Raw genomic sequence first — 19,750 nt, forward strand, 5'->3', positions numbered from 1 at the left:
ATGGCTGAATTTACTTTTAGAACAAATTCAAAGTTAAAAACACTAGTTGGACAAGAATTAATAACAAATAACAATATAGCGATATTTGAATTGATAAAAAATTCATATGATGCTGGCGCAACAGAAGTAGATATTCAATTTCATGATTTTTTATTTGTAGACAAAGGGTGGAAATCTTCTGAAAATTCAAAGATTAAAATCATCGACAATGGAATTGGTATGACTGTTGAAGAAGTGGATAAGTATTGGATGGAACTTGGAAATTCCTCTAAAGAGAAAAATAAACTACTTCGTTTGGATTCTAAAAAGATGGGTGAATTAATCACTCGATTTGCAAACGGTGAAAAAGGCATTGGTAGATTTGGTGTTGATAAAATTGGTGAGGAATTAATTTTAGAATCTATTGGACAATCTAAACTAAATGAGAAGGTGATAGTATATTTTGATTGGAATAAATATGATGATAGGAGTAAACTATTACAAGAAATAAAAAATGAGTATTATATTGAATTTCTTGAACAAAATATTTCCTCTGGTTTATCTCTAACAATAAAAAAATTACGAGATGAATGGGAGAATAACAATATTGAGAAACTAAAAAAAGATATTTCAAAATTTTTATCTCCCATTGATGATGAATCAGATTTTAAAATTAAAATATCATTTTACGTTGAAGGAGAGGTAAAAGAGTCTACTCACTTAAAAAATGATACTTTTGAGCATTTGAAATGTAAAATTGAAGCAGACCTGGGATCAGATGGTATAGCTGAAATATCAATCAAAATAGATGATGAAATAGAATATGTTGAGCGTGTACAAATCTTCGAAAAACAATCTCCTTTTGGTAGAACATTTGTTGAGATTTATTATTTAGATAAAGGTGAGAAAATTTCTTTCACGAGACGGATGGGAATTCGTCCCTCTGATTATGGCAATATAAAAATTTTTAGAGATAAGTTTCGTATTGTACCTTATGGAGAACCTCATAACGATTGGCTAGAAATTGATAGACATCATGCTCAGGGAATGTTTAGAACTTTTGGTACGAGAGATTTAGTGGGCAATGTTTTTCTAGATGGTAAAGATTTATCACAATTAGATGCGTTAAAAGAAGCAACTGATAGGGTTGGCTTTATTGAAGATCGACCAGAATTTGAATCATTAAAAGATTTTCTGTGGAACTTAATTTCAATGTTTGAAAACTTTATCTTCAATAGAATAAAAAAACAAGCTCAGGATGGTTATGATACTGTTAAAAAAGAAACTTCAGAACTTAAAGTAGATATTGATACGAAGGTTAAAGAACTTAAAGATACTATTGATGGTTTAGTAATTGCACCTGAAGATAAGAAAATATTCTTAGATAATATTGCCTCCACAGAAGTCTTACTGAATGATAGAATTGATAAGATTGAGAAGGCTTCTGATAAAATAGAATCTAAGATCAAAATTTATTCTCAGTTAAGTAATCGTGAAGGTATTTTATTTGAGATGCTTCATTCTATAAAAAATAAACTAGTTGTTCTTCAGGGACAATTAATTTATTATCAAATGATTATTGAAGAGAAGAATTTAGATATTGATTTAAGTGTTTTATATACTTTATATGAAGATATTGCAAAATTAGTTGAAGGTTCCTTAGATAGAGTTAATTCTACAAAACTTCATAAAAAAAATGAAATTCTAAATGATATAATTGATAGAATTTCTGATCAGTATGAATCATATCTACATCAAAAGAATATCAGTCTTGAGATTGTTTGTCCAAAAGAAACTGACCATGTAAAAGTTTTTTGTGCTAGAGAGTCATTACTAACAGTATTTGATAACTTGTTAAACAATTCAGTCAAAGCGCTAGAAGGGATTGATAATGCAAAAATTAGAATAATGATTCAATTGAATGATAAAGAAATTGCAATCTATTTTTCAGATAATGGTTGTGGTATTCCAAAAGACAAATATGCCACTGTTTTTTCCTTGTGGAGTTCAGAAACGAGTGGTACAGGCATTGGGTTAGCATCCGTTAAAGAGAATCTAACAGATATTAATGGAACAATCCATTTAGTTGATATTGAGGAAGATGATTTTTCTACATCTTTCTTAATAAAATTGCCTAGGAGATAAATATGGAAAATGTTTTTAAAATTTTAGTAATTGATGATGAGCGACAGATAGAAAGTAACTTTCCACTATACGAAATGCTCATTAAAAGAAAAGGAATAAATTCAAAATTTTCCTTGGTTTCTAATGAAAATGAGTATGAAACTATCAAACACGAAACTTTTGATGTTTTAATGGTTGATTATAATTTAAGAAATGGTTTTTTTCAGTCTGCAGATAAGACTGTCGGGACCGATTTTATTCGTGATTTTAGAGAAGTCAATATGGTAGATAAAATTGTTTTTTATTCGACAGATTTCAAATACCAAAATAGAGTCACAAATATTGAAGCAAAATTAAATATTACTGACGAAGAGTTCTTCAGATTGATTAATGACTATAAAATTGATGGGATAGTTCCTAAAAATAATCCTCATTTAATTGCAGATATTATCGAAAAATGTGTGAAGGATATTGATCCAATTATTCGATTTTTAAAGGAAACTAAATTAAAATATGAGAAGAGTGGTGACTATTTGTATTTTGAGTCTGATGGAACAGAGTACACAATTTCAGAAATTTTAAAAGAATATCAACTAAATTCAGAAGTTGGAAAAAAATTTGGAGTAGAATTGCTAGAAACAATGTCTACCGTATTGTTAAACTATAAATATTAAGGATGATAGTATGCCTATTGTGTTATTTAAAAATAGATTAGATGATAACATGAAACGATTTGGTAGTTTTTTAAAAAAAATACAAGATAATTCTACTAAAAGAAATATTAGCTTGATATCCAGTGACAGAAAAAGAGATTATATATCGAATATTGACAGCAATAACACCAATATCTTTGTATGTCATGGTTCTAAAGATTCTCTCTACCATCGGTTTCATTGTTCTCCAAAACAAACTTTGCTTGATGCTAACACTGTATTATCGTTAGGAAAAGTAATTGCTATATCTTGTGGAACTGCGAGATACTTAGGTAAGGAACTTGTTCAGAATGGAAATTGTACAGTATATTTGGGTTTTAATACTAAGATACACTTTAATAAAAAAAACTCTAAAGATTATATCTCTCCTTACTATTCACAGTATATAAAAGATCTATATAAGGAGGTTTTTGAAAATGTGCTTACTAAAGCAATTGACCATAGTTGGACATTTGAAAAAACCAGAAGAGTACTTGAATGGGAGTTGAGAAAAAAATCAATACTCAAAGCAGAAATCAAAAAAAGAAACTATCCACATTTTTATAAAGCAAAAGAAATAAATCAAACTGTTGTAGCAGTTACAAATGTTGCTAAAAATATAGTAATACATGGAAACGGTGCAGAGAAAGTCGAATAATTTAGAAAGCAGGTAACTACATGACAAATTCTGTAAGTTCGAACCGCTCTGAGAAGTACAACATTGCAGCTTTCTTCTCAGGTGTTGGGGGAATTGAGTTGGGATTTGAACAGACCAACGAGTTCAGAGTGGTGTATGCCAATGAATTTGATAAGTATGCGCGTCAGACTTATCAGTTAAACCATCCAAATACCTATTTGGATGGACGTGATATTCACGATGTTCAGCCAAAGGATATTCCAGCTGAGCGCGTGGATGTGATTATGGGAGGTTTCCCTTGCCAGGCCTTTAGTATTGCGGGTTATCGCAAGGGGTTTGATGATGATCGTGGTGATCTTTTCTTCGAATTACTTCGGATGATTGAGGGATGTAAACCTCGTGCTATTTTCATCGAAAATGTCAAAAACATGGTCGGTCATGACCATGGCAATACCTTCAAGGTCATTCGTGAAGCTTTGACCGAGAACAACTACTTCATCAAGTGGAAGGTTCTCAACGGGAAAGACTATGGAAATATCCCTCAAAACCGTGAGCGTATCTACATTGTTGGCTTTGATACTAAGGAAGCTTATGACTTGTTTGAATTCCCAGAGGAAATCAAGCTGACTACGAGTCTTCAGGATGTGATTAACTTTGGCGATAAGCTAGACGAGGTTTACTACTACCGTGAAGGCAAGCAGAATTTCTACGACCAGTTGAAATTTGAAGTCACCAGTCAAGATACAGTTTACCAATGGCGCCGTCAATATGTCCGTGAAAATAAAAATGGTGTTGTCCCTACCTTGACAGCCAATATGGGAACAGGTGGACACAACGTTCCATTGATTTTGACGGACAGTGGTGAGATTCGTAAGCTAACACCGAAAGAAACCTTTAACGTTCAAGGCTACCCTAAATCCTTTAAAATCCCAGAAGGGGTTTCTAACGGTCAGCTCTACAAGCAAGCTGGAAACAGTGTGGTCGTGCCCGTGATTAAACGAATCGCAGAGAAAGTTGCCAAGGCCTTAAATGAAAGCCAAGGTCAATCTCAACTTGACCGCTCAGGGAAATTCGCCATTATCTATACCAAGATGAACGGCCAGTTTGAAGGGCAGTCCTATGTCAAGGACTTTGTGGAAAGCTATGACCAGGCTATGGAAAGAATCAAGTCTTATGATGATGGTTTAGCTGTTTTATCGGACGAAGAGTATTTGAGATTTGTCAAAAAACAAGGTAAACTTGAATTTTACAGTATTAATTAACGAATATATAAGAGGATTAGTGAAAAACTAATCTTCTTTTGATATACTGAAAATAGAAAAGAGGGTGCTTATGTGGGAACATCTAAAGTCTGAACAAAAAGATAAATACAAAACCTTAATTACCAACTTCGCTAGTTTGAGCCAAGCTTTCTCTCAAAAGGCAGAATCCGAAGACGAGGGACAAACAGAGAATTTTGTAGCTCCGATTGTCAATTCCAAATTTCAGGAAACTGTTTTTCAAAAAGCCTTTAATGCCGTCGGGGAAGATATTGCTAATACTTCCTATGATGCTTCTGTCGTTGTGGATGAAAATCATAAATACCTAGTGGGTATCAAGTCTTTTGGAATTAATTCTGGAGACCAAAAAATCGCTCAGTTTAAGAAAGATTCTCAATCTTGGACGGACCTGTTGGGTGATATCAAGTTTCATGCAGATATTTCAGCGGATAAAGAATCAGCAGATAAGGAAAACTATCAACGCTATGAAGAGTTGGCACGAAAGATTGCGACTTTGAGAAACCAGAGAATTGAGTCCTCTAAGGCCCAAATCAAGGGTTTCATCTCGGATTCGGTCAATGTTGAAGCTGTTTACCATGTTTTGATGCCAACACCAAAGGGAGAAAATCCTAAGATTTTTGTCGGCGAAACGACTTATTTACCAGTCGATATTGATAATCTGGTCATTGAAGGATCAACCACCAAAAACAATCCAACCAATTTTCGATTTACGGATGGACAGCACCACTACAAGTATACAGCAGCTGACAGCCAGCTCCACATGACTTTTAACAATAAAGACATTGTTGTAGATACTTGGGACGTCCATTATATCGAGGATCCTTTTTCTCTCTTTGAAAATCTTCATTTACTGACCACTGAAAAGGATAAAACCGATATCTTAGAAACAGTGTCTTGGGTTATCACAGACAAACACGGAAATGTGGAAGAAAACTCTGGCTTCAATGCCTTTAACGGCGGTTCAAAATTAGCCAAAAAAGATCGCCTGCCTCGAATTTTAAAGATTCAAGATAAATTTAAGGATAGTCTGGCTCCAGAGGAACTAGCTTTTGTGACCTTCTCTCTGGAAGAAATACTCTTGAAGAAATGGACCAGCAAGGAAGAAAAAGCTCAGATGAAAGCTATTCGTGAGGATTTGATTCACTTTGTTCACAATACTGGCAATAAAAAACTCATTAAAGAAATTGAACAGCTGGTTTATCGTCCAGTTAGCGAGGTTTACATTCCTCTGCCTGACTCCAAAAATTTCCATGATGAAAGACCTGATTTCTTTGGTCCTGGATTTGGGACTTTTGAACTCGGTACCAAAAAACTAGCTCTACCGAAAGAGGAAAGAACCTTTAAGCTACGCTTCTTACCTTCTGGAGATGTCATCAATGCCTATATCAACCAAGAAGCTGGTAAGGCGATTCAGTCAACTGATAAGCAAGAAATTCTTGGAAATTGGATCTTGCGTGGTGTTTTCCAGTTGAAGGAACGAGAAGTATTGACATGCCAACGACTCAATGAACTAGAAATCAATGGTATTCGATTGACCAAATTTACAAATGGCGAAATCGGGATTGAATTCATCTGGATTGATATCGAAAATCCACCAAGCGACACCATCGGCTGGGTAGCAAAGAAAGAAAAAGTCCTGTAACTTTCTCCCATTTAACCTTTGACTATTCCGCAAAATTATCGTACAATAAAGAGTACATGATAAAATGAGGTCAGAGTCTGTTCGCTCTGGCGATAGTAGTAAAAATGAGGAGAAACGCTTTGGAATTAGAAGTATTTGCTGGGCAAGAAAAAAGTGAACTATCTATGATTGAGGTAGCGCGTGCTATCTTGGAACTTCGTGGTCGCGATCATGAGATGCATTTTAGCGATCTTGTAAACGAAATTCAAAACTACCTTGGAACATCAAACAGCGATATCCGCGAAGCTTTGCCTTTGTTCTACACAGAGTTGAACTTTGACGGTAGCTTCATCTCTCTTGGAGACAATAAATGGGGTCTTCGTTCATGGTATGGTGTGGACGAAATCGACGAAGAAATCATCGCTCTTGAAGAAAGTGACGACGATGAAGTAGCACCAAAAGCTAAGAAAAAACGTGTCAATGCCTTTATGGATGGTGATTCAGATGCCATTGACTACAATGCAGATGATCCAGAAGATGAAGATGCATACGAAGCAGACCCAGCTCTTTCATATGATGATGAAAATCCAGATGATGAGAAAAATGAAGTGGAAGCTTACGATGCAGAAATCAACGAAATCGCTCCTGATGACTTAGGTGAAGACGTGGATCTTAACGAAGAAGACGACGAGTTTTCTGACGATGATGCTGAAACGAGTGAAGAAGAGTAAAAGACTTCACAGAGGAGATCGTAAGATCTCCTTTTTTATTCCTTGAGCAGGTCATCCGTTTGAATGCGGATCTTTAATTTGTTTTCTGAAAACAATCTTCTTTTTTCATGTTTTACCGATTCGGGTTGACAAATGATCTGCTTTGAGGTATTATATTGTTCGGGCACCTCTTTTAGAGGTCGGAGCTCCCTAGTTACTAGGGAGCTATTTTTGTTTTTTCAGGAAGTTTTCTTGAAATGTCGTTATTCATAAGGGTCTTGTTTTCGATCTCCCCTCGTAGTCAACAAGGCCTTGAGCATTTTAGAAAGAGGAATCTATGTCTACGAAATATATTTTTGTAACTGGTGGTGTGGTATCGTCTATTGGGAAAGGGATTGTGGCAGCAAGTCTGGGCCGTCTCTTGAAAAATCGTGGTCTAAAAGTGACTATTCAGAAGTTTGACCCTTATATCAATATCGATCCGGGAACCATGAGTCCTTACCAGCATGGGGAAGTCTTTGTGACAGATGATGGGGCTGAGACAGATTTGGACTTGGGTCACTATGAACGTTTCATCGATATCAATCTTAACAAATATTCCAACGTGACAACTGGTAAAATCTACAGTGAAGTTCTTCGTAAGGAGCGCCGTGGCGAGTACCTTGGGGCAACTGTTCAAGTCATTCCTCATATCACAGATGCTTTGAAAGAAAAAATCAAGCGTGCCGCTGTTACGACCGACTCTGATGTCATTATCACAGAGGTTGGTGGAACCGTTGGAGATATCGAGTCCTTGCCATTTCTAGAGGCCCTTCGTCAGATGAAGGCAGATGTGGGTGCAGATAATGTCATGTATATCCATACAACCTTGCTTCCTTATCTTAAGGCTGCTGGTGAGATGAAGACCAAGCCAACTCAACATTCTGTAAAAGAATTGCGCGGTTTGGGAATCCAGCCAAATATGTTGGTCATTCGTACAGAAAAACCAGCTGGTCAGGGCATTAAAAATAAACTAGCACAGTTCTGTGATGTGGCACCAGAAGCTGTTATTGAATCTTTGGATGTTGAACACCTTTACCAAATTCCATTGAACTTGCAGGCACAAGGTATGGACCAAATTGTTTGTGACCATTTGAAACTAGATGCAGCAGCAGCGGATATGACAGAGTGGTCAGCCATGGTGGACAAGGTCATGAACCTCAAGAAACAAGTCAAGATTTCCCTCGTTGGTAAGTATGTGGAGTTGCAAGATGCCTACATCTCAGTGGTCGAAGCCTTAAAACACTCTGGTTATGCCAACGACGCAGAAGTGAAGATTAATTGGATTAATGCCAATGATGTGACAGCAGAGAATGTGGCAGAACTCTTGTCTGATGCGGACGGAATCATCGTTCCAGGTGGTTTCGGCCAACGTGGTACGGAAGGGAAAATCCAAGCCATCCGTTATGCGCGTGAAAATGATGTTCCAATGTTGGGTGTCTGCTTGGGAATGCAGTTGACTTGTATCGAGTTTGCTCGTCACGTTTTGGGTCTTGAAGGTGCAAATTCTGCAGAACTTGCACCAGATACAAAATACCCTATCATTGATATTATGCGTGACCAGGTTGATGTTGAAGATATGGGTGGAACCCTTCGTTTGGGACTTTATCCATCTAAGTTGAAACGTGGTTCTAAGGCAGCAGCTGCTTACCATAATCAAGAAGTGGTGCAACGCCGTCACCGTCACCGTTATGAGTTTAACAACACCTTTCGTGAACAGTTTGAGGCGGCAGGTTTTGTCTTCTCAGGAGTCTCTCCAGACAATCGTTTGGTAGAAATTGTGGAAATTCCTGAAAATAAATTCTTTGTAGCTTGTCAGTATCACCCTGAACTGTCAAGCCGTCCAAACCGTCCCGAAGAACTCTACACTGCCTTTGTCACTGCAGCGGTTGAGAACAGCAATTAGCAAAATTCGAACCTTTGAGAATAATCTCAGAGGTTTTTTAATTCATTCAGGAACTCAGGCGCTTGGCAATAAGAATTAGACTCACTGAGGGAAGAGATTTTCCTTGCTCGTATACGGCTTCCCTATTTGTCCTAGAGCCCTTTTTGTGTTACAATGAATGGTATGAAAGCTAAGAAATTATGGATGACTGGCTTGACTGTGGCTGGTCTAAGTGCCCTCGCTTTGGGTGCCAAAAAAGCAGCAGATAACCACAAACTCATGAAGACGCAAGAAGAGTTGACCGCTATCGTGCGCGAACTTTTCTCAGATATGGGTGAGATTGCGACTATCTATGTTCAAGTCTACGAAAGTAGCCTAGAGCGACTCGTCGGAGGAGTCGTTTTCGAGGATGGTCGTCACTATACCTTTGTCTATGAAAATGAAGACCTGGTCTATGAGGAGGAAGTCTTATGATTACTCCCGATAGTATAGAAGAACTAGCAGGTTTTGTCGAGCAAGATGGCAAGAAGGTCTTCCTTTTTGTGGCGGACTGGTGTGGCGATTGTCGTTATATCTATCCAGCCTTGCCAGAGATTGAGGAGACCAATCCAGAGTTCACCTTTATTCGAGTGGACCGAGACCAGTACATGGATCTGGCCAAACTCTGGGATGTTTACGGGATTCCTAGCCTTGTTGTACTAGAAAAGGACAAGGAAATCGATCGATTTGTCAATCGCGACCGTAAAAGTAAGGAACAGATTAACGACTTTTTAGCAGGACTGAAATAGGAGAAAAGGAAAGCAATGATTTTTACATATAACAAAGAACATGTCGGTGATGTCCTTATGGTCATCGTGAAAAATAGCGGCGATGCCAAACTGGATGTGGAACGCAAAGGCAAGGTTGCCCGTGTTTTCCTCAAAGATAATGGGGAAACAGTAGCTTGGAATATTTTCGAAGTTTCAAGTTTGTTTGAAATTACAGAGCGCGGCCAAGTTTTTTTGACAGATGAGCAAGTCGCTCGTTTGAACCAAGAATTGCAGGCGGAAGGCTTTGTGGAAGAAATTGTCAATGACAAAGAACCTAAGTTTGTTGTCGGTGAAATTGTCGAGATGGCAGCTCACCCAGATAGTGACCACCTCAATATCTGCCAAGTTGCATTCGCAAGTGATAAGACAGTGCAAATCGTTGCAGGAGCTCCTAATGCACGTGTTGGGTTGAAAACCATTGTAGCCCTTCCTGGAGCGATGATGCCAAAAGGCAATATTATTTTCCCAGGCGAGCTTCGTGGCGAAAAGAGTTTTGGCATGATGTGTAGCCCTCGTGAATTGCATCTACCAAATGCTCCGCAAAAACGTGGGGTTATTGAATTATCAGAAGACCAAGTTGTCGGAACTCCATTTGACCCAGCCAAACATTGGATTGCCTAGGAAATTGTCAATATTTGATAGACCAGATAGAAGGAAATAAGATGGCGAAAAATGTAGTGATTACAGGAGCGACCTCAGGAATCGGTGAAGCGATTGCGCGTGCTTATCTGGAGCAGGGGGAGAATGTCGTTCTAACAGGGCGAAGGATAGACAGACTAGAGACTCTCAAGTCAGAGTTTGCAGAAACTTTTCCAAATCAAACAGTTTGGACCTTTCCACTGGATGTGACGGATATGACTATGGTCAAGACTGTCTGCTCCGATATTTTGGAAACGATAAGGCAGATTGATATCTTGGTCAATAATGCGGGACTAGCTCTTGGCTTGGCTCCCTATCAGGACTATGAAGAGTTGGATATGCTGACCATGTTGGATACCAATGTCAAGGGTTTGATGGCGGTTACTCGCTGTTTCTTGCCTTCTATGGTAGCAGCCAATCAGGGTCATATTATCAATATGGGATCGACCGCAGGAATTTATGCCTATGCGGGTGCAGCAGTTTATTCAGCCACCAAGGCAGCAGTTAAAACCTTTTCAGATGGACTACGAATTGATACGATCGCAACGGACATCAAGGTGACCACCATTCAGCCAGGGATTGTCGAAACTGATTTCTCTACAGTTCGTTTTCACGGTGATAAAGAGCGGGCTGCGACCGTCTATCAGGGGATCGAAGCCTTGCAGGCACAAGACATCGCAGACACTGTTGTCTATGTGACCAGTCAACCCCGTCGTGTGCAGATTACAGATATGACCATTATGGCCAATCAACAGGCGACAGGTTTCATGGTTCATAAAAAATAAAAAATTTTCTCGAAAAGTTACAAATTTTTGTAACTTTTTTTGATTCCTTACGAATAGATAAGTAGGAGGAAGAAAATATGTATAATAAAGTTATTCTTATTGGACGTTTAACGTCTACACCAGAATTGCACAAAACCAACAATGACAAGTCAGTAGCGCGTGCAACTATTGCTGTGAACCGTCGTTACAAAGACCAAAACGGGGAACGTGAAGCTGACTTTGTCAATTTGGTTCTTTGGGGGAAATTGGCTGAAACCTTGGCAAGCTACGCAACTAAAGGTAGTCTTATCTCTGTGGATGGAGAACTTCGTACCCGTCGCTTTGAGAAAAATGGCCAGATGAACTATGTGACTGAAGTCCTTGCCACAGGATTCCAACTTTTGGAAAGCCGCGCCCAACGTGCTATGCGTGAAAATAACGCTGGACAGGATTTGGCAGACTTGGTCTTGGAAGAGGAAGAATTGCCATTTTAATACTCTTCGAAAATCTCTTCAAACCACGTCAGCTGGTATAGGTAACTGACTTCGTCAGTCTTATCTACAACCTCAAAACACTGTTTTGAGCAACCTACGGCTAGCTTCTTAGTTTGATCTTGGTATAAACATTGAGAAGTCTGAGTTGGTCTCAGGCTTTTTTATATTGAGAAAGTCAGACTTTTTTCTTGACTATTTCTGACCAAGTGATACAATAGAACTATAATTTAGCACTCAGATATAAAGAGTGCTAATAATATGTATGTCATCATGGAGGAAAGCAAATGTTGAAACCATTAGGAGACCGTGTGGTCTTGAAAATCGAAGAAAAAGAACAAACTGTTGGAGGCTTTGTCCTTGCAGGCTCAGCCCAAGAACAAACAAAAACAGCCCAAGTTATAGCTACAGGACAAGGTGTTCGTACCTTGAATGGTGACTTGGTTGCTCCAAGCGTTAAGGCTGGAGACCGTGTCTTAGTTGAAGCACATGCGGGTATTGATGTCAAAGATGGAGATGAAAAGTATATCATCGTTGGTGAAGCTAACATCTTGGCAATCATTGAAGAATAGAAGGAGAAAGTAAGTATGTCAAAAGAAATTAAATTTTCATCTGATGCTCGTTCAGCTATGGTCCGTGGTGTCGATATCCTTGCAGACACTGTTAAAGTAACCTTGGGACCAAAAGGTCGTAATGTCGTGTTGGAAAAATCATTTGGCTCACCACTCATCACCAATGACGGTGTTACTATTGCCAAAGAAATTGAACTAGAAGACCATTTTGAAAATATGGGTGCCAAATTGGTATCAGAAGTAGCTTCAAAAACCAATGATATCGCAGGTGACGGAACGACAACTGCAACTGTTTTGACTCAAGCTATCGTACGTGAAGGAATCAAGAACGTCACAGCAGGTGCCAACCCAATCGGCATTCGTCGGGGGATTGAAGCAGCAGTTGCTGCTGCAGTAGAAGCCTTGAAAAACAATGCCATCCCTGTTGCCAATAAAGAAGCCATCGCTCAGGTTGCTGCTGTATCTTCTCGTTCTGAAAAAGTCGGCGAATACATCTCTGAAGCCATGGAAAAAGTTGGCAAGGATGGAGTCATCACCATTGAAGAGTCACGTGGTATGGAAACAGAACTTGAAGTCGTAGAAGGAATGCAGTTTGACCGCGGTTACCTTTCACAGTACATGGTGACAGATAGCGAAAAAATGGTGGCAGACCTTGAAAATCCATACATTTTGATTACCGACAAGAAGATTTCCAATATCCAAGAAATCTTGCCGCTTCTAGAAAGTATTCTTCAAAGCAATCGTCCACTCTTGATTATTGCAGATGATGTGGATGGTGAAGCTCTTCCTACTCTTGTATTGAACAAGATTCGTGGAACCTTCAACGTAGTAGCAGTTAAGGCCCCTGGCTTTGGGGACCGTCGTAAGGCTATGTTGGAAGACATCGCCATCTTGACAGGTGGAACTGTTATCACAGAAGATCTTGGCCTTGAGTTGAAGGACGCTACTATTGAGGCGCTTGGTCAAGCAGCGAGAGTAACTGTGGACAAAGATAGCACGGTTATCGTAGAAGGTGCTGGAAATCCTGAAGCCATTTCTCACCGTGTTGCGGTTATCAAGTCTCAAATCGAAACAACAACTTCTGAATTTGACCGTGAAAAATTGCAAGAACGCTTGGCAAAATTGTCAGGTGGTGTCGCAGTTATCAAGGTCGGTGCTGCAACTGAAACTGAGTTGAAAGAAATGAAACTCCGCATTGAAGATGCCCTCAACGCTACTCGTGCAGCCGTGGAAGAAGGAATCGTTGCTGGTGGTGGAACTGCTCTTGCCAATGTCATTCCAGCAGTGGCTGATTTGGAATTGACAGGAGATGAAGCGACAGGACGCAATATTGTTCTCCGCGCCTTGGAAGAACCTGTTCGTCAAATCGCTCACAATGCGGGATTCGAAGGGTCTATCGTCATTGACCGTTTGAAAAATGCTGAAGTTGGTACAGGCTTCAACGCAGCAACTGGCGAGTGGGTCAACATGATTGAAGAGGGAATCATCGACCCAGTTAAAGTGAGCCGTTCTGCCCTTCAAAATGCAGCCTCTGTAGCTAGCTTGATTTTAACAACAGAAGCAGTCGTAGCCAATAAACCAGAACCAGTAGCCCCAGCTCCAGCAATGGATCCAAGCATGATGGGCGGGATGATGTAAAAGCAACTTATAAAAAACACAAAAGGAGGGAACATAATCCCTCCTTTTAAGGTTTTCTCTTCTAAAATTGATTTGAGCTCTCCTAACTTATATGATAAAATAAGACTAGAAGAAGGAGAAGAACATGATTGATGTAGAAGAAATTCTGAGCAAGATGAATCCCAATCAGAAGATTAATTATGACCGTGTTATGCAGAAAATGGTTCAGGTTTGGGAGAAAAATGAGCAACGTCCAACTATTCTCATGCATGTTTGCTGTGCTCCTTGTAGTACCTACACTCTAGAATACCTGACAAAATACGCGGATGTGACCATCTATTTTGCCAATTCCAATATCCATCCAAAGGCAGAATACCACAAGCGGGCCTACGTCACCAAGAAATTTGTCAGTGACTTCAATGAGCGAACAGGCAATACGGTCCAGTATTTAGAAGCGCCCTACGAACCAAATGAATACCGGAAGTTAGTCAGAGGGCTGGAAGAAGAACCAGAAGGCGGCGATCGTTGCAAGGTTTGTTTTGACTACCGTCTGGATAAAACGGCGCAAGTAGCTATGGACTTGGGCTTTGACTACTTTGGTTCAGCTTTGACCATCAGTCCCCATAAGAATTCTCAAACCATCAACAGCATCGGAATTGATGTGCAAAAGATTTATACAACCCACTATCTCCCAAGTGATTTCAAGAAAAACCAAGGCTACAAGCGCTCGGTGGAGATGTGCGAGGAGTATGATATTTATCGTCAATGTTATTGTGGATGCGTCTATGCAGCTCAAGCCCAGAATATTGATCTTGTTCAGGTTAAGAAGGATGCCACGGCTTTCTTGTTGGATAAGGATGTTGAAAAAGACTATTCCCACATCAAGTTTACTGTTACTAAATTAGATATATAGAAATCAACCCAGCTGAAAAGCTGGGTTTTTCAAATAAAAAAACCAGGGTTTTCACCCCAGTTTGACAACTTTACCGATTCTTTAGTTCTATGTAGCGTTTGTACCAAATGTTGACATAGGCCTCTGAGAAAGGACCGCGTCCCTTGTTGATCCAATCAACAAGGATTTTAACATGCTCTTTCAAAATATAGTCTAAATCATCAGAATACTTCATTTTGCGTTTATGGCGCTCATACTCTTCAACGTCCAAGAGACGCTTTTCACCATCAGTGAAAACCTTGACATCCAAATCATAATCAATGTATTTCAGGGCTTCCTCATCTAGATAGTAAGGACTTGCCATATTGCAATAGTAGGAAATCCCATTATCACGAATCATGGCAATGATATTAAACCAATATTTTTTGTGAAAGTAAACAATAGCCGGTTCTCGAGTCACCCAACGACGACCGTCACTTTCGGTAACAAGTGTGTGGTCGTTGACGCCGATAATGGCGTTCTCTGTTGTTTTTAGTACCATGGTGTCCCGCCAAGTACGGTGAAGACTCCCATCATGCTTATAACTTTGAATTGTAATAAAGTCGCCTTCTTTTGGAAGTTTCATAACTAACCAACTTTCTACAATTTATAAGTTTATCGTTTACTATTATATCATAAATCGGTCTAATTTTTTTGAATTTTACACGAAAATATTAAAGATATTCTCTGAGAGCGCTAGCTATATCCGAAAAATCATAGCCTTTTCGAGCTAAAACTTGAGTTAATCGTTGCTTTAGTTCGTAACCTTCATATTTGCGAGCATACTTAGCATATTGTTTGTCTAGCTCTTTAAAAATGAGTTCTTGAGTCGTTTCTTGGTCGACTTGGCTGTCCAAGTCATCAAAAGCACTTTTAGCATCAGAATAGGAGAAGCCTTTGTTCGTCAAGTTTTGAATGATCTTATCCTGCAAGGCACGAGCGGGAAGCTTTCCCGTGTATTTTTTTAGCAGTTTCTCCGCCACACGTTGAGCAACCTCTGAAAAATCAAAATCCTTTAAAACATCTTCAATAGTTGATTTGACAATCCCTTTTTGAGACAGTTTTTGAGCTAGCACATAGGGTCCCTTATCTCCAGAAAGTTGATTTGCATTGATGATAGAGTAGGCATACTGACGATCATTAATCCAGTTATCTTCTTTGAGATTAGCGATAACTTGACTAGTGATTTTTTCATCAAGATCATACTTTTTCAGATACTCACGAACTTCCTTTTCGGTTCGAGCTTTAAATGATAGATGGTAGAGGGCGAGATTTTTACCATAAGAGAACTGGGCAAAGTCCTGAATCTCGGTCAATTCTTCAGTGCTAACCACCTTATCTTTAGACAACATAAAACGGACAATGGTATCCTCCGTGATATAAGAGGTTTGCTGTCCATCTAACTCCATCAAGTAGAGACGTTTTTTCTTTTCAAGTTTTGTGATTTTCATAGTTCTATTATACCCTAAAATGTGATAAGATAGGGGTATGAATCTGAAAGTCAAACAAAAAATACCTTTAAAAATCAAGCGGATGGGCATCAATGGTGAGGGAATCGGTTTCTATCAGAAAACCCTCGTTTTTGTGCCAGGCGCCCTCAAAGGAGAAGATATCTATTGTCAGATTACTTCTATTAAACGTAACTTTGTTGAAGCCAAATTACTAAAGGTTAATAAGAAGTCTAAATTTCGAGTCGTACCAGCTTGTACGATTTATAATGAATGTGGTGGTTGCCAAATCATGCACCTCCACTATGATAAACAGTTAGAGTTCAAAACAGATTTGCTCCACCAAGCCCTGAAAAAATTTGCCCCTGCGGGATATGAAAACTATGAAATCCGTCCAACTATCGGAATGCAGGAACCAAAGTACTACCGTGCTAAGCTTCAATTCCAGACTCGGAAATTTAAAAATCAGGTCAAGGCAGGTTTGTATGCGCAAAACTCTCATTATCTCGTAGAGTTGAAAGACTGTTTGGTGCAAGATAAGGAAACCCAAGTGATTGCGAATCGCCTAGCTGAACTTCTTACTTACCACCAAATTCCAATTACAGATGAGAGAAAAACGCTCGGTGTTCGCACGATTATGGTACGAAGAGCAAGAAAAACGGGGCAAGTTCAAATAATCATTGTTACGAATCGTCAGCTTAATTTAACCCAGCTAGTAAAAGACTTAGTTAAAGATTTTCCAGAAGTCGTCACAGTTGCAGTCAATACAAATACAGCGAAAACAAGTGAAATCTATGGTGAAAAGACGGAAATTATCTGGGGCCAAGAGAGCATTCAAGAAGGAGTACTCGACTATGAGTTTTCTCTCTCGCCCCGAGCTTTTTATCAACTTAATCCGGAGCAGACAGAAATTCTCTATAGTGAAGCAATTAAGGCTCTGGATGTCAGCAAAGAAGACCATCTAATCGATGCTTATTGTGGTGTTGGTACGATTGGATTTGCCTTCGCAAAGAAGGTCAAGAGTCTCAGAGGAATGGATATTATTCCGGAAGCCATAGAAGATGCCAAGAGAAATGCTCAAAAAATGGGGTTTGACAATACCCATTACGAAACGGGAACAGCTGAAGAGATTATTCCACGCTGGTATAAAGAAGGCTACCGAGCAGATGCCTTGATAGTCGATCCTCCTCGTACAGGCTTAGATGATAAGTTACTGGATACCATTCTGACCTATGTCCCAGAAAAAATGGTCTATGTATCCTGCAATGTTTCGACCTTGGCACGAGATTTGGTTAAACTGGTAAAAGTTTATGATCTCCAGTATATCCAGTCAGTCGATATGTTTCCCCACACTGCACGAACAGAAGCAGTGGTTAAGTTAGTGAAGAAAAGAAAAAATCAACATCACTGAAAAAAGTCCTTGACAAAGGCGGAAAAGTAGGTATAATAGAAAGAGTTGAAAATAACAACTCAGGTCCGTTGGTCAAGGGGTTAAGACACCGCCTTTTCACGGCGGTAACACGGGTTCGAATCCCGTACGGACTATGGTGTATTGTGGTAAAAAAACTTGAAAAAAGTTTAAAAAATCTGTTGACAGAGGCAGGTAGCTGTGATATACTAATATAGTTGTCGCTTGAGAGAGAATGAGTGACAAAGACCTTTGAAAACTGAACAAGACGAACCAATGTGCAGGGCACTATAACAGATGTTATAGTACTGAACAATGAAAAAAACAATAAATCTGTCAGTGACAGAAATGAGTGAGAACTCAAACTTTTAATGAGAGTTTGATCCTGGCTCAGGACGAACGCTGGCGGCGTGCCTAATACATGCAAGTAGAACGCTGAAGAGAGGAGCTTGCTCTTCTTGGATGAGTTGCGAACGGGTGAGTAACGCGTAGGTAACCTGCCTGGTAGCGGGGGATAACTATTGGAAACGATAGCTAATACCGCATAATAGTAGATGTTGCATGACATTTGCTTAAAAGGTGCAATTGCATCACTACCAGATGGACCTGCGTTGTATTAGCTAGTTGGTGAGGTAACGGCTCACCAAGGCAACGATACATAGCCGACCTGAGAGGGTGATCGGCCACACTGGGACTGAGACACGGCCCAGACTCCTACGGGAGGCAGCAGTAGGGAATCTTCGGCAATGGACGGAAGTCTGACCGAGCAACGCCGCGTGAGTGAAGAAGGTTTTCGGATCGTAAAGCTCTGTTGTAAGAGAAGAACGAGTGTGAGAGTGGAAAGTTCACACTGTGACGGTATCTTACCAGAAAGGGACGGCTAACTACGTGCCAGCAGCCGCGGTAATACGTAGGTCCCGAGCGTTGTCCGGATTTATTGGGCGTAAAGCGAGCGCAGGCGGTTAGATAAGTCTGAAGTTAAAGGCTGTGGCTTAACCATAGTACGCTTTGGAAACTGTTTAACTTGAGTGCAAGAGGGGAGAGTGGAATTCCATGTGTAGCGGTGAAATGCGTAGATATATGGAGGAACACCGGTGGCGAAAGCGGCTCTCTGGCTTGTAACTGACGCTGAGGCTCGAAAGCGTGGGGAGCAAACAGGATTAGATACCCTGGTAGTCCACGCCGTAAACGATGAGTGCTAGGTGTTAGACCCTTTCCGGGGTTTAGTGCCGCAGCTAACGCATTAAGCACTCCGCCTGGGGAGTACGACCGCAAGGTTGAAACTCAAAGGAATTGACGGGGGCCCGCACAAGCGGTGGAGCATGTGGTTTAATTCGAAGCAACGCGAAGAACCTTACCAGGTCTTGACATCCCTCTGACCGCTCTAGAGATAGAGCTTTCCTTCGGGACAGAGGTGACAGGTGGTGCATGGTTGTCGTCAGCTCGTGTCGTGAGATGTTGGGTTAAGTCCCGCAACGAGCGCAACCCCTATTGTTAGTTGCCATCATTCAGTTGGGCACTCTAGCGAGACTGCCGGTAATAAACCGGAGGAAGGTGGGGATGACGTCAAATCATCATGCCCCTTATGACCTGGGCTACACACGTGCTACAATGGCTGGTACAACGAGTCGCAAGCCGGTGACGGCAAGCTAATCTCTTAAAGCCAGTCTCAGTTCGGATTGTAGGCTGCAACTCGCCTACATGAAGTCGGAATCGCTAGTAATCGCGGATCAGCACGCCGCGGTGAATACGTTCCCGGGCCTTGTACACACCGCCCGTCACACCACGAGAGTTTGTAACACCCGAAGTCGGTGAGGTAACCTTTTAGGAGCCAGCCGCCTAAGGTGGGATAGATGATTGGGGTGAAGTCGTAACAAGGTAGCCGTATCGGAAGGTGCGGCTGGATCACCTCCTTTCTAAGGATAAGGAACTGCACATTGGTCTTGTTTAGTCTTGAGAGGTCTTGTGGGGCCTTAGCTCAGCTGGGAGAGCGCCTGCTTTGCACGCAGGAGGTCAGCGGTTCGATCCCGCTAGGCTCCATTGGTGAGAGATCACCAAGTAATGCACATTGAAAATTGAATATCTATATCAAATAGTAACAAGA

The 19,750-nt window shown here is 40.3% G+C and carries 18 protein-coding genes, 2 tRNA genes and 1 rRNA gene; 19 read left to right on the plus strand and 2 right to left on the minus strand.

Annotation, left to right across the window (positions count from 1 at the left end):
• From CO686_RS01275 to CO686_RS01345, 15 genes are all read left to right on the plus strand, one after another.
• Positions 1–2,124, plus strand: a complete 2,124-nt coding sequence (locus CO686_RS01275; protein WP_096753419.1) for a sensor histidine kinase — start codon at positions 1–3, stop codon at positions 2,122–2,124.
• A gap of 2 nt (positions 2,125–2,126) precedes the next feature.
• On the plus strand, positions 2,127–2,777 hold the full coding sequence (locus CO686_RS01280) for a hypothetical protein (protein WP_049524282.1): 651 nt from the start codon (positions 2,127–2,129) through the stop codon (positions 2,775–2,777).
• A gap of 10 nt (positions 2,778–2,787) precedes the next feature.
• On the plus strand, positions 2,788–3,453 hold the full coding sequence (locus CO686_RS01285) for a hypothetical protein (protein ID WP_096753420.1): 666 nt from the start codon (positions 2,788–2,790) through the stop codon (positions 3,451–3,453).
• Positions 3,454–3,473: 20 nt separating this feature from the next.
• Positions 3,474–4,694: a DNA cytosine methyltransferase gene (locus CO686_RS01290; protein ID WP_096753421.1), complete on the plus strand. Its 1,221-nt coding sequence runs from the start codon at positions 3,474–3,476 to the stop codon at positions 4,692–4,694.
• Between the two features lie 70 nt (positions 4,695–4,764).
• Entirely contained in the window at positions 4,765–6,354 is a 1,590-nt protein-coding gene (locus CO686_RS10315; RefSeq protein ID WP_172844165.1) for a hypothetical protein, read from the plus strand.
• A 119-nt stretch (positions 6,355–6,473) separates the two neighbouring features.
• Entirely contained in the window at positions 6,474–7,064 is a 591-nt protein-coding gene (rpoE, locus tag CO686_RS01300; protein WP_000418415.1) for a DNA-directed RNA polymerase subunit delta, read from the plus strand.
• 316 nt (positions 7,065–7,380) lie between these two features.
• Positions 7,381–8,988: a CTP synthase gene (gene pyrG, locus CO686_RS01305; protein WP_044020289.1), complete on the plus strand. Its 1,608-nt coding sequence runs from the start codon at positions 7,381–7,383 to the stop codon at positions 8,986–8,988.
• A gap of 153 nt (positions 8,989–9,141) precedes the next feature.
• The gene (locus tag CO686_RS01310) at positions 9,142–9,441 is read left to right on the plus strand and encodes a DUF4651 domain-containing protein (protein ID WP_096753422.1); all 300 of its coding nucleotides are present in this window, start codon (positions 9,142–9,144) and stop codon (positions 9,439–9,441) included.
• The gene (locus tag CO686_RS01315) at positions 9,438–9,755 is read left to right on the plus strand and encodes a thioredoxin family protein (RefSeq protein ID WP_096753423.1); all 318 of its coding nucleotides are present in this window, start codon (positions 9,438–9,440) and stop codon (positions 9,753–9,755) included. Before CO686_RS01310 ends, CO686_RS01315 begins: the two co-directional genes overlap by 4 nt.
• A gap of 15 nt (positions 9,756–9,770) precedes the next feature.
• Positions 9,771–10,397, plus strand: a complete 627-nt coding sequence (gene ytpR, locus CO686_RS01320; protein ID WP_096753424.1) for a YtpR family tRNA-binding protein — start codon at positions 9,771–9,773, stop codon at positions 10,395–10,397.
• Positions 10,398–10,438: 41 nt separating this feature from the next.
• Positions 10,439–11,200: an SDR family NAD(P)-dependent oxidoreductase gene (locus CO686_RS01325; RefSeq protein ID WP_049550095.1), complete on the plus strand. Its 762-nt coding sequence runs from the start codon at positions 10,439–10,441 to the stop codon at positions 11,198–11,200.
• 77 nt (positions 11,201–11,277) lie between these two features.
• On the plus strand, positions 11,278–11,673 hold the full coding sequence (locus CO686_RS01330) for a single-stranded DNA-binding protein (protein WP_000282436.1): 396 nt from the start codon (positions 11,278–11,280) through the stop codon (positions 11,671–11,673).
• 284 nt (positions 11,674–11,957) lie between these two features.
• Entirely contained in the window at positions 11,958–12,242 is a 285-nt protein-coding gene (gene groES / locus CO686_RS01335; RefSeq protein WP_000917334.1) for a co-chaperone GroES, read from the plus strand.
• A 15-nt stretch (positions 12,243–12,257) separates the two neighbouring features.
• Complete coding sequence (groL, locus tag CO686_RS01340; protein WP_000031557.1) at positions 12,258–13,880, plus strand: chaperonin GroEL; 1,623 nt, start codon at positions 12,258–12,260, stop codon at positions 13,878–13,880.
• A gap of 124 nt (positions 13,881–14,004) precedes the next feature.
• The gene (locus CO686_RS01345; RefSeq protein WP_000567567.1) at positions 14,005–14,772 is read left to right on the plus strand and encodes an epoxyqueuosine reductase QueH; all 768 of its coding nucleotides are present in this window, start codon (positions 14,005–14,007) and stop codon (positions 14,770–14,772) included.
• Between the two features lie 70 nt (positions 14,773–14,842).
• On the opposite strand, the gene ntdP is transcribed toward CO686_RS01345, so the two are convergent.
• Positions 14,843–15,376 (minus strand): nucleoside tri-diphosphate phosphatase, encoded by a 534-nt coding sequence (gene ntdP, locus CO686_RS01350; RefSeq protein ID WP_000775317.1) that lies wholly within the window; start codon positions 15,374–15,376, stop codon positions 14,843–14,845.
• 88 nt (positions 15,377–15,464) lie between these two features.
• Positions 15,465–16,241: a recombination regulator RecX gene (gene recX / locus CO686_RS01355; protein WP_000705066.1), complete on the minus strand. Its 777-nt coding sequence runs from the start codon at positions 16,239–16,241 to the stop codon at positions 15,465–15,467.
• 37 nt (positions 16,242–16,278) lie between these two features.
• On the opposite strand from recX, the gene rlmD reads away from it, so the two are divergent.
• From rlmD to CO686_RS01380, 4 genes are all read left to right on the plus strand, one after another.
• On the plus strand, positions 16,279–17,649 hold the full coding sequence (rlmD, locus tag CO686_RS01360) for a 23S rRNA (uracil(1939)-C(5))-methyltransferase RlmD (protein WP_096753425.1): 1,371 nt from the start codon (positions 16,279–16,281) through the stop codon (positions 17,647–17,649).
• A gap of 62 nt (positions 17,650–17,711) precedes the next feature.
• A tRNA-Glu gene (locus CO686_RS01365) sits at positions 17,712–17,783 on the plus strand.
• Between the two features lie 230 nt (positions 17,784–18,013).
• Positions 18,014–19,562: ribosomal RNA gene (locus CO686_RS01375) — 16S ribosomal RNA — on the plus strand.
• A gap of 51 nt (positions 19,563–19,613) precedes the next feature.
• A tRNA-Ala gene (locus CO686_RS01380) sits at positions 19,614–19,686 on the plus strand.
• The last annotated feature ends 64 nt before the right edge of the window (positions 19,687–19,750 follow it).

The sequence above is a fragment of the Streptococcus oralis genome (assembly GCF_002386345.1).
In the GTDB taxonomy this organism is placed as follows: Bacteria; Bacillota; Bacilli; order Lactobacillales; family Streptococcaceae; genus Streptococcus; species Streptococcus oralis_S.

Coding starts and splice junctions, on each gene's coding strand:
- CO686_RS01315 (WP_096753423.1), top strand. CDS start 9,438: ATGATTACTCCCGATAGTATAGAAGAACTAGCAGGTTTTGTCGAGCAA.
- CO686_RS01325 (WP_049550095.1), top strand. CDS start 10,439: ATGGCGAAAAATGTAGTGATTACAGGAGCGACCTCAGGAATCGGTGAA.
- pyrG (WP_044020289.1), top strand. CDS start 7,381: ATGTCTACGAAATATATTTTTGTAACTGGTGGTGTGGTATCGTCTATT.
- rlmD (WP_096753425.1), top strand. CDS start 16,279: ATGAATCTGAAAGTCAAACAAAAAATACCTTTAAAAATCAAGCGGATG.
- ntdP (WP_000775317.1), bottom strand. CDS start 15,376: ATGAAACTTCCAAAAGAAGGCGACTTTATTACAATTCAAAGTTATAAG.
- CO686_RS10315 (WP_172844165.1), top strand. CDS start 4,765: ATGTGGGAACATCTAAAGTCTGAACAAAAAGATAAATACAAAACCTTA.
- CO686_RS01290 (WP_096753421.1), top strand. CDS start 3,474: ATGACAAATTCTGTAAGTTCGAACCGCTCTGAGAAGTACAACATTGCA.
- CO686_RS01280 (WP_049524282.1), top strand. CDS start 2,127: ATGGAAAATGTTTTTAAAATTTTAGTAATTGATGATGAGCGACAGATA.
- CO686_RS01310 (WP_096753422.1), top strand. CDS start 9,142: ATGAATGGTATGAAAGCTAAGAAATTATGGATGACTGGCTTGACTGTG.
- CO686_RS01275 (WP_096753419.1), top strand. CDS start 1: ATGGCTGAATTTACTTTTAGAACAAATTCAAAGTTAAAAACACTAGTT.
- groES (WP_000917334.1), top strand. CDS start 11,958: ATGTTGAAACCATTAGGAGACCGTGTGGTCTTGAAAATCGAAGAAAAA.
- CO686_RS01330 (WP_000282436.1), top strand. CDS start 11,278: ATGTATAATAAAGTTATTCTTATTGGACGTTTAACGTCTACACCAGAA.
- ytpR (WP_096753424.1), top strand. CDS start 9,771: ATGATTTTTACATATAACAAAGAACATGTCGGTGATGTCCTTATGGTC.
- groL (WP_000031557.1), top strand. CDS start 12,258: ATGTCAAAAGAAATTAAATTTTCATCTGATGCTCGTTCAGCTATGGTC.
- recX (WP_000705066.1), bottom strand. CDS start 16,241: ATGAAAATCACAAAACTTGAAAAGAAAAAACGTCTCTACTTGATGGAG.
- CO686_RS01345 (WP_000567567.1), top strand. CDS start 14,005: ATGATTGATGTAGAAGAAATTCTGAGCAAGATGAATCCCAATCAGAAG.
- CO686_RS01285 (WP_096753420.1), top strand. CDS start 2,788: ATGCCTATTGTGTTATTTAAAAATAGATTAGATGATAACATGAAACGA.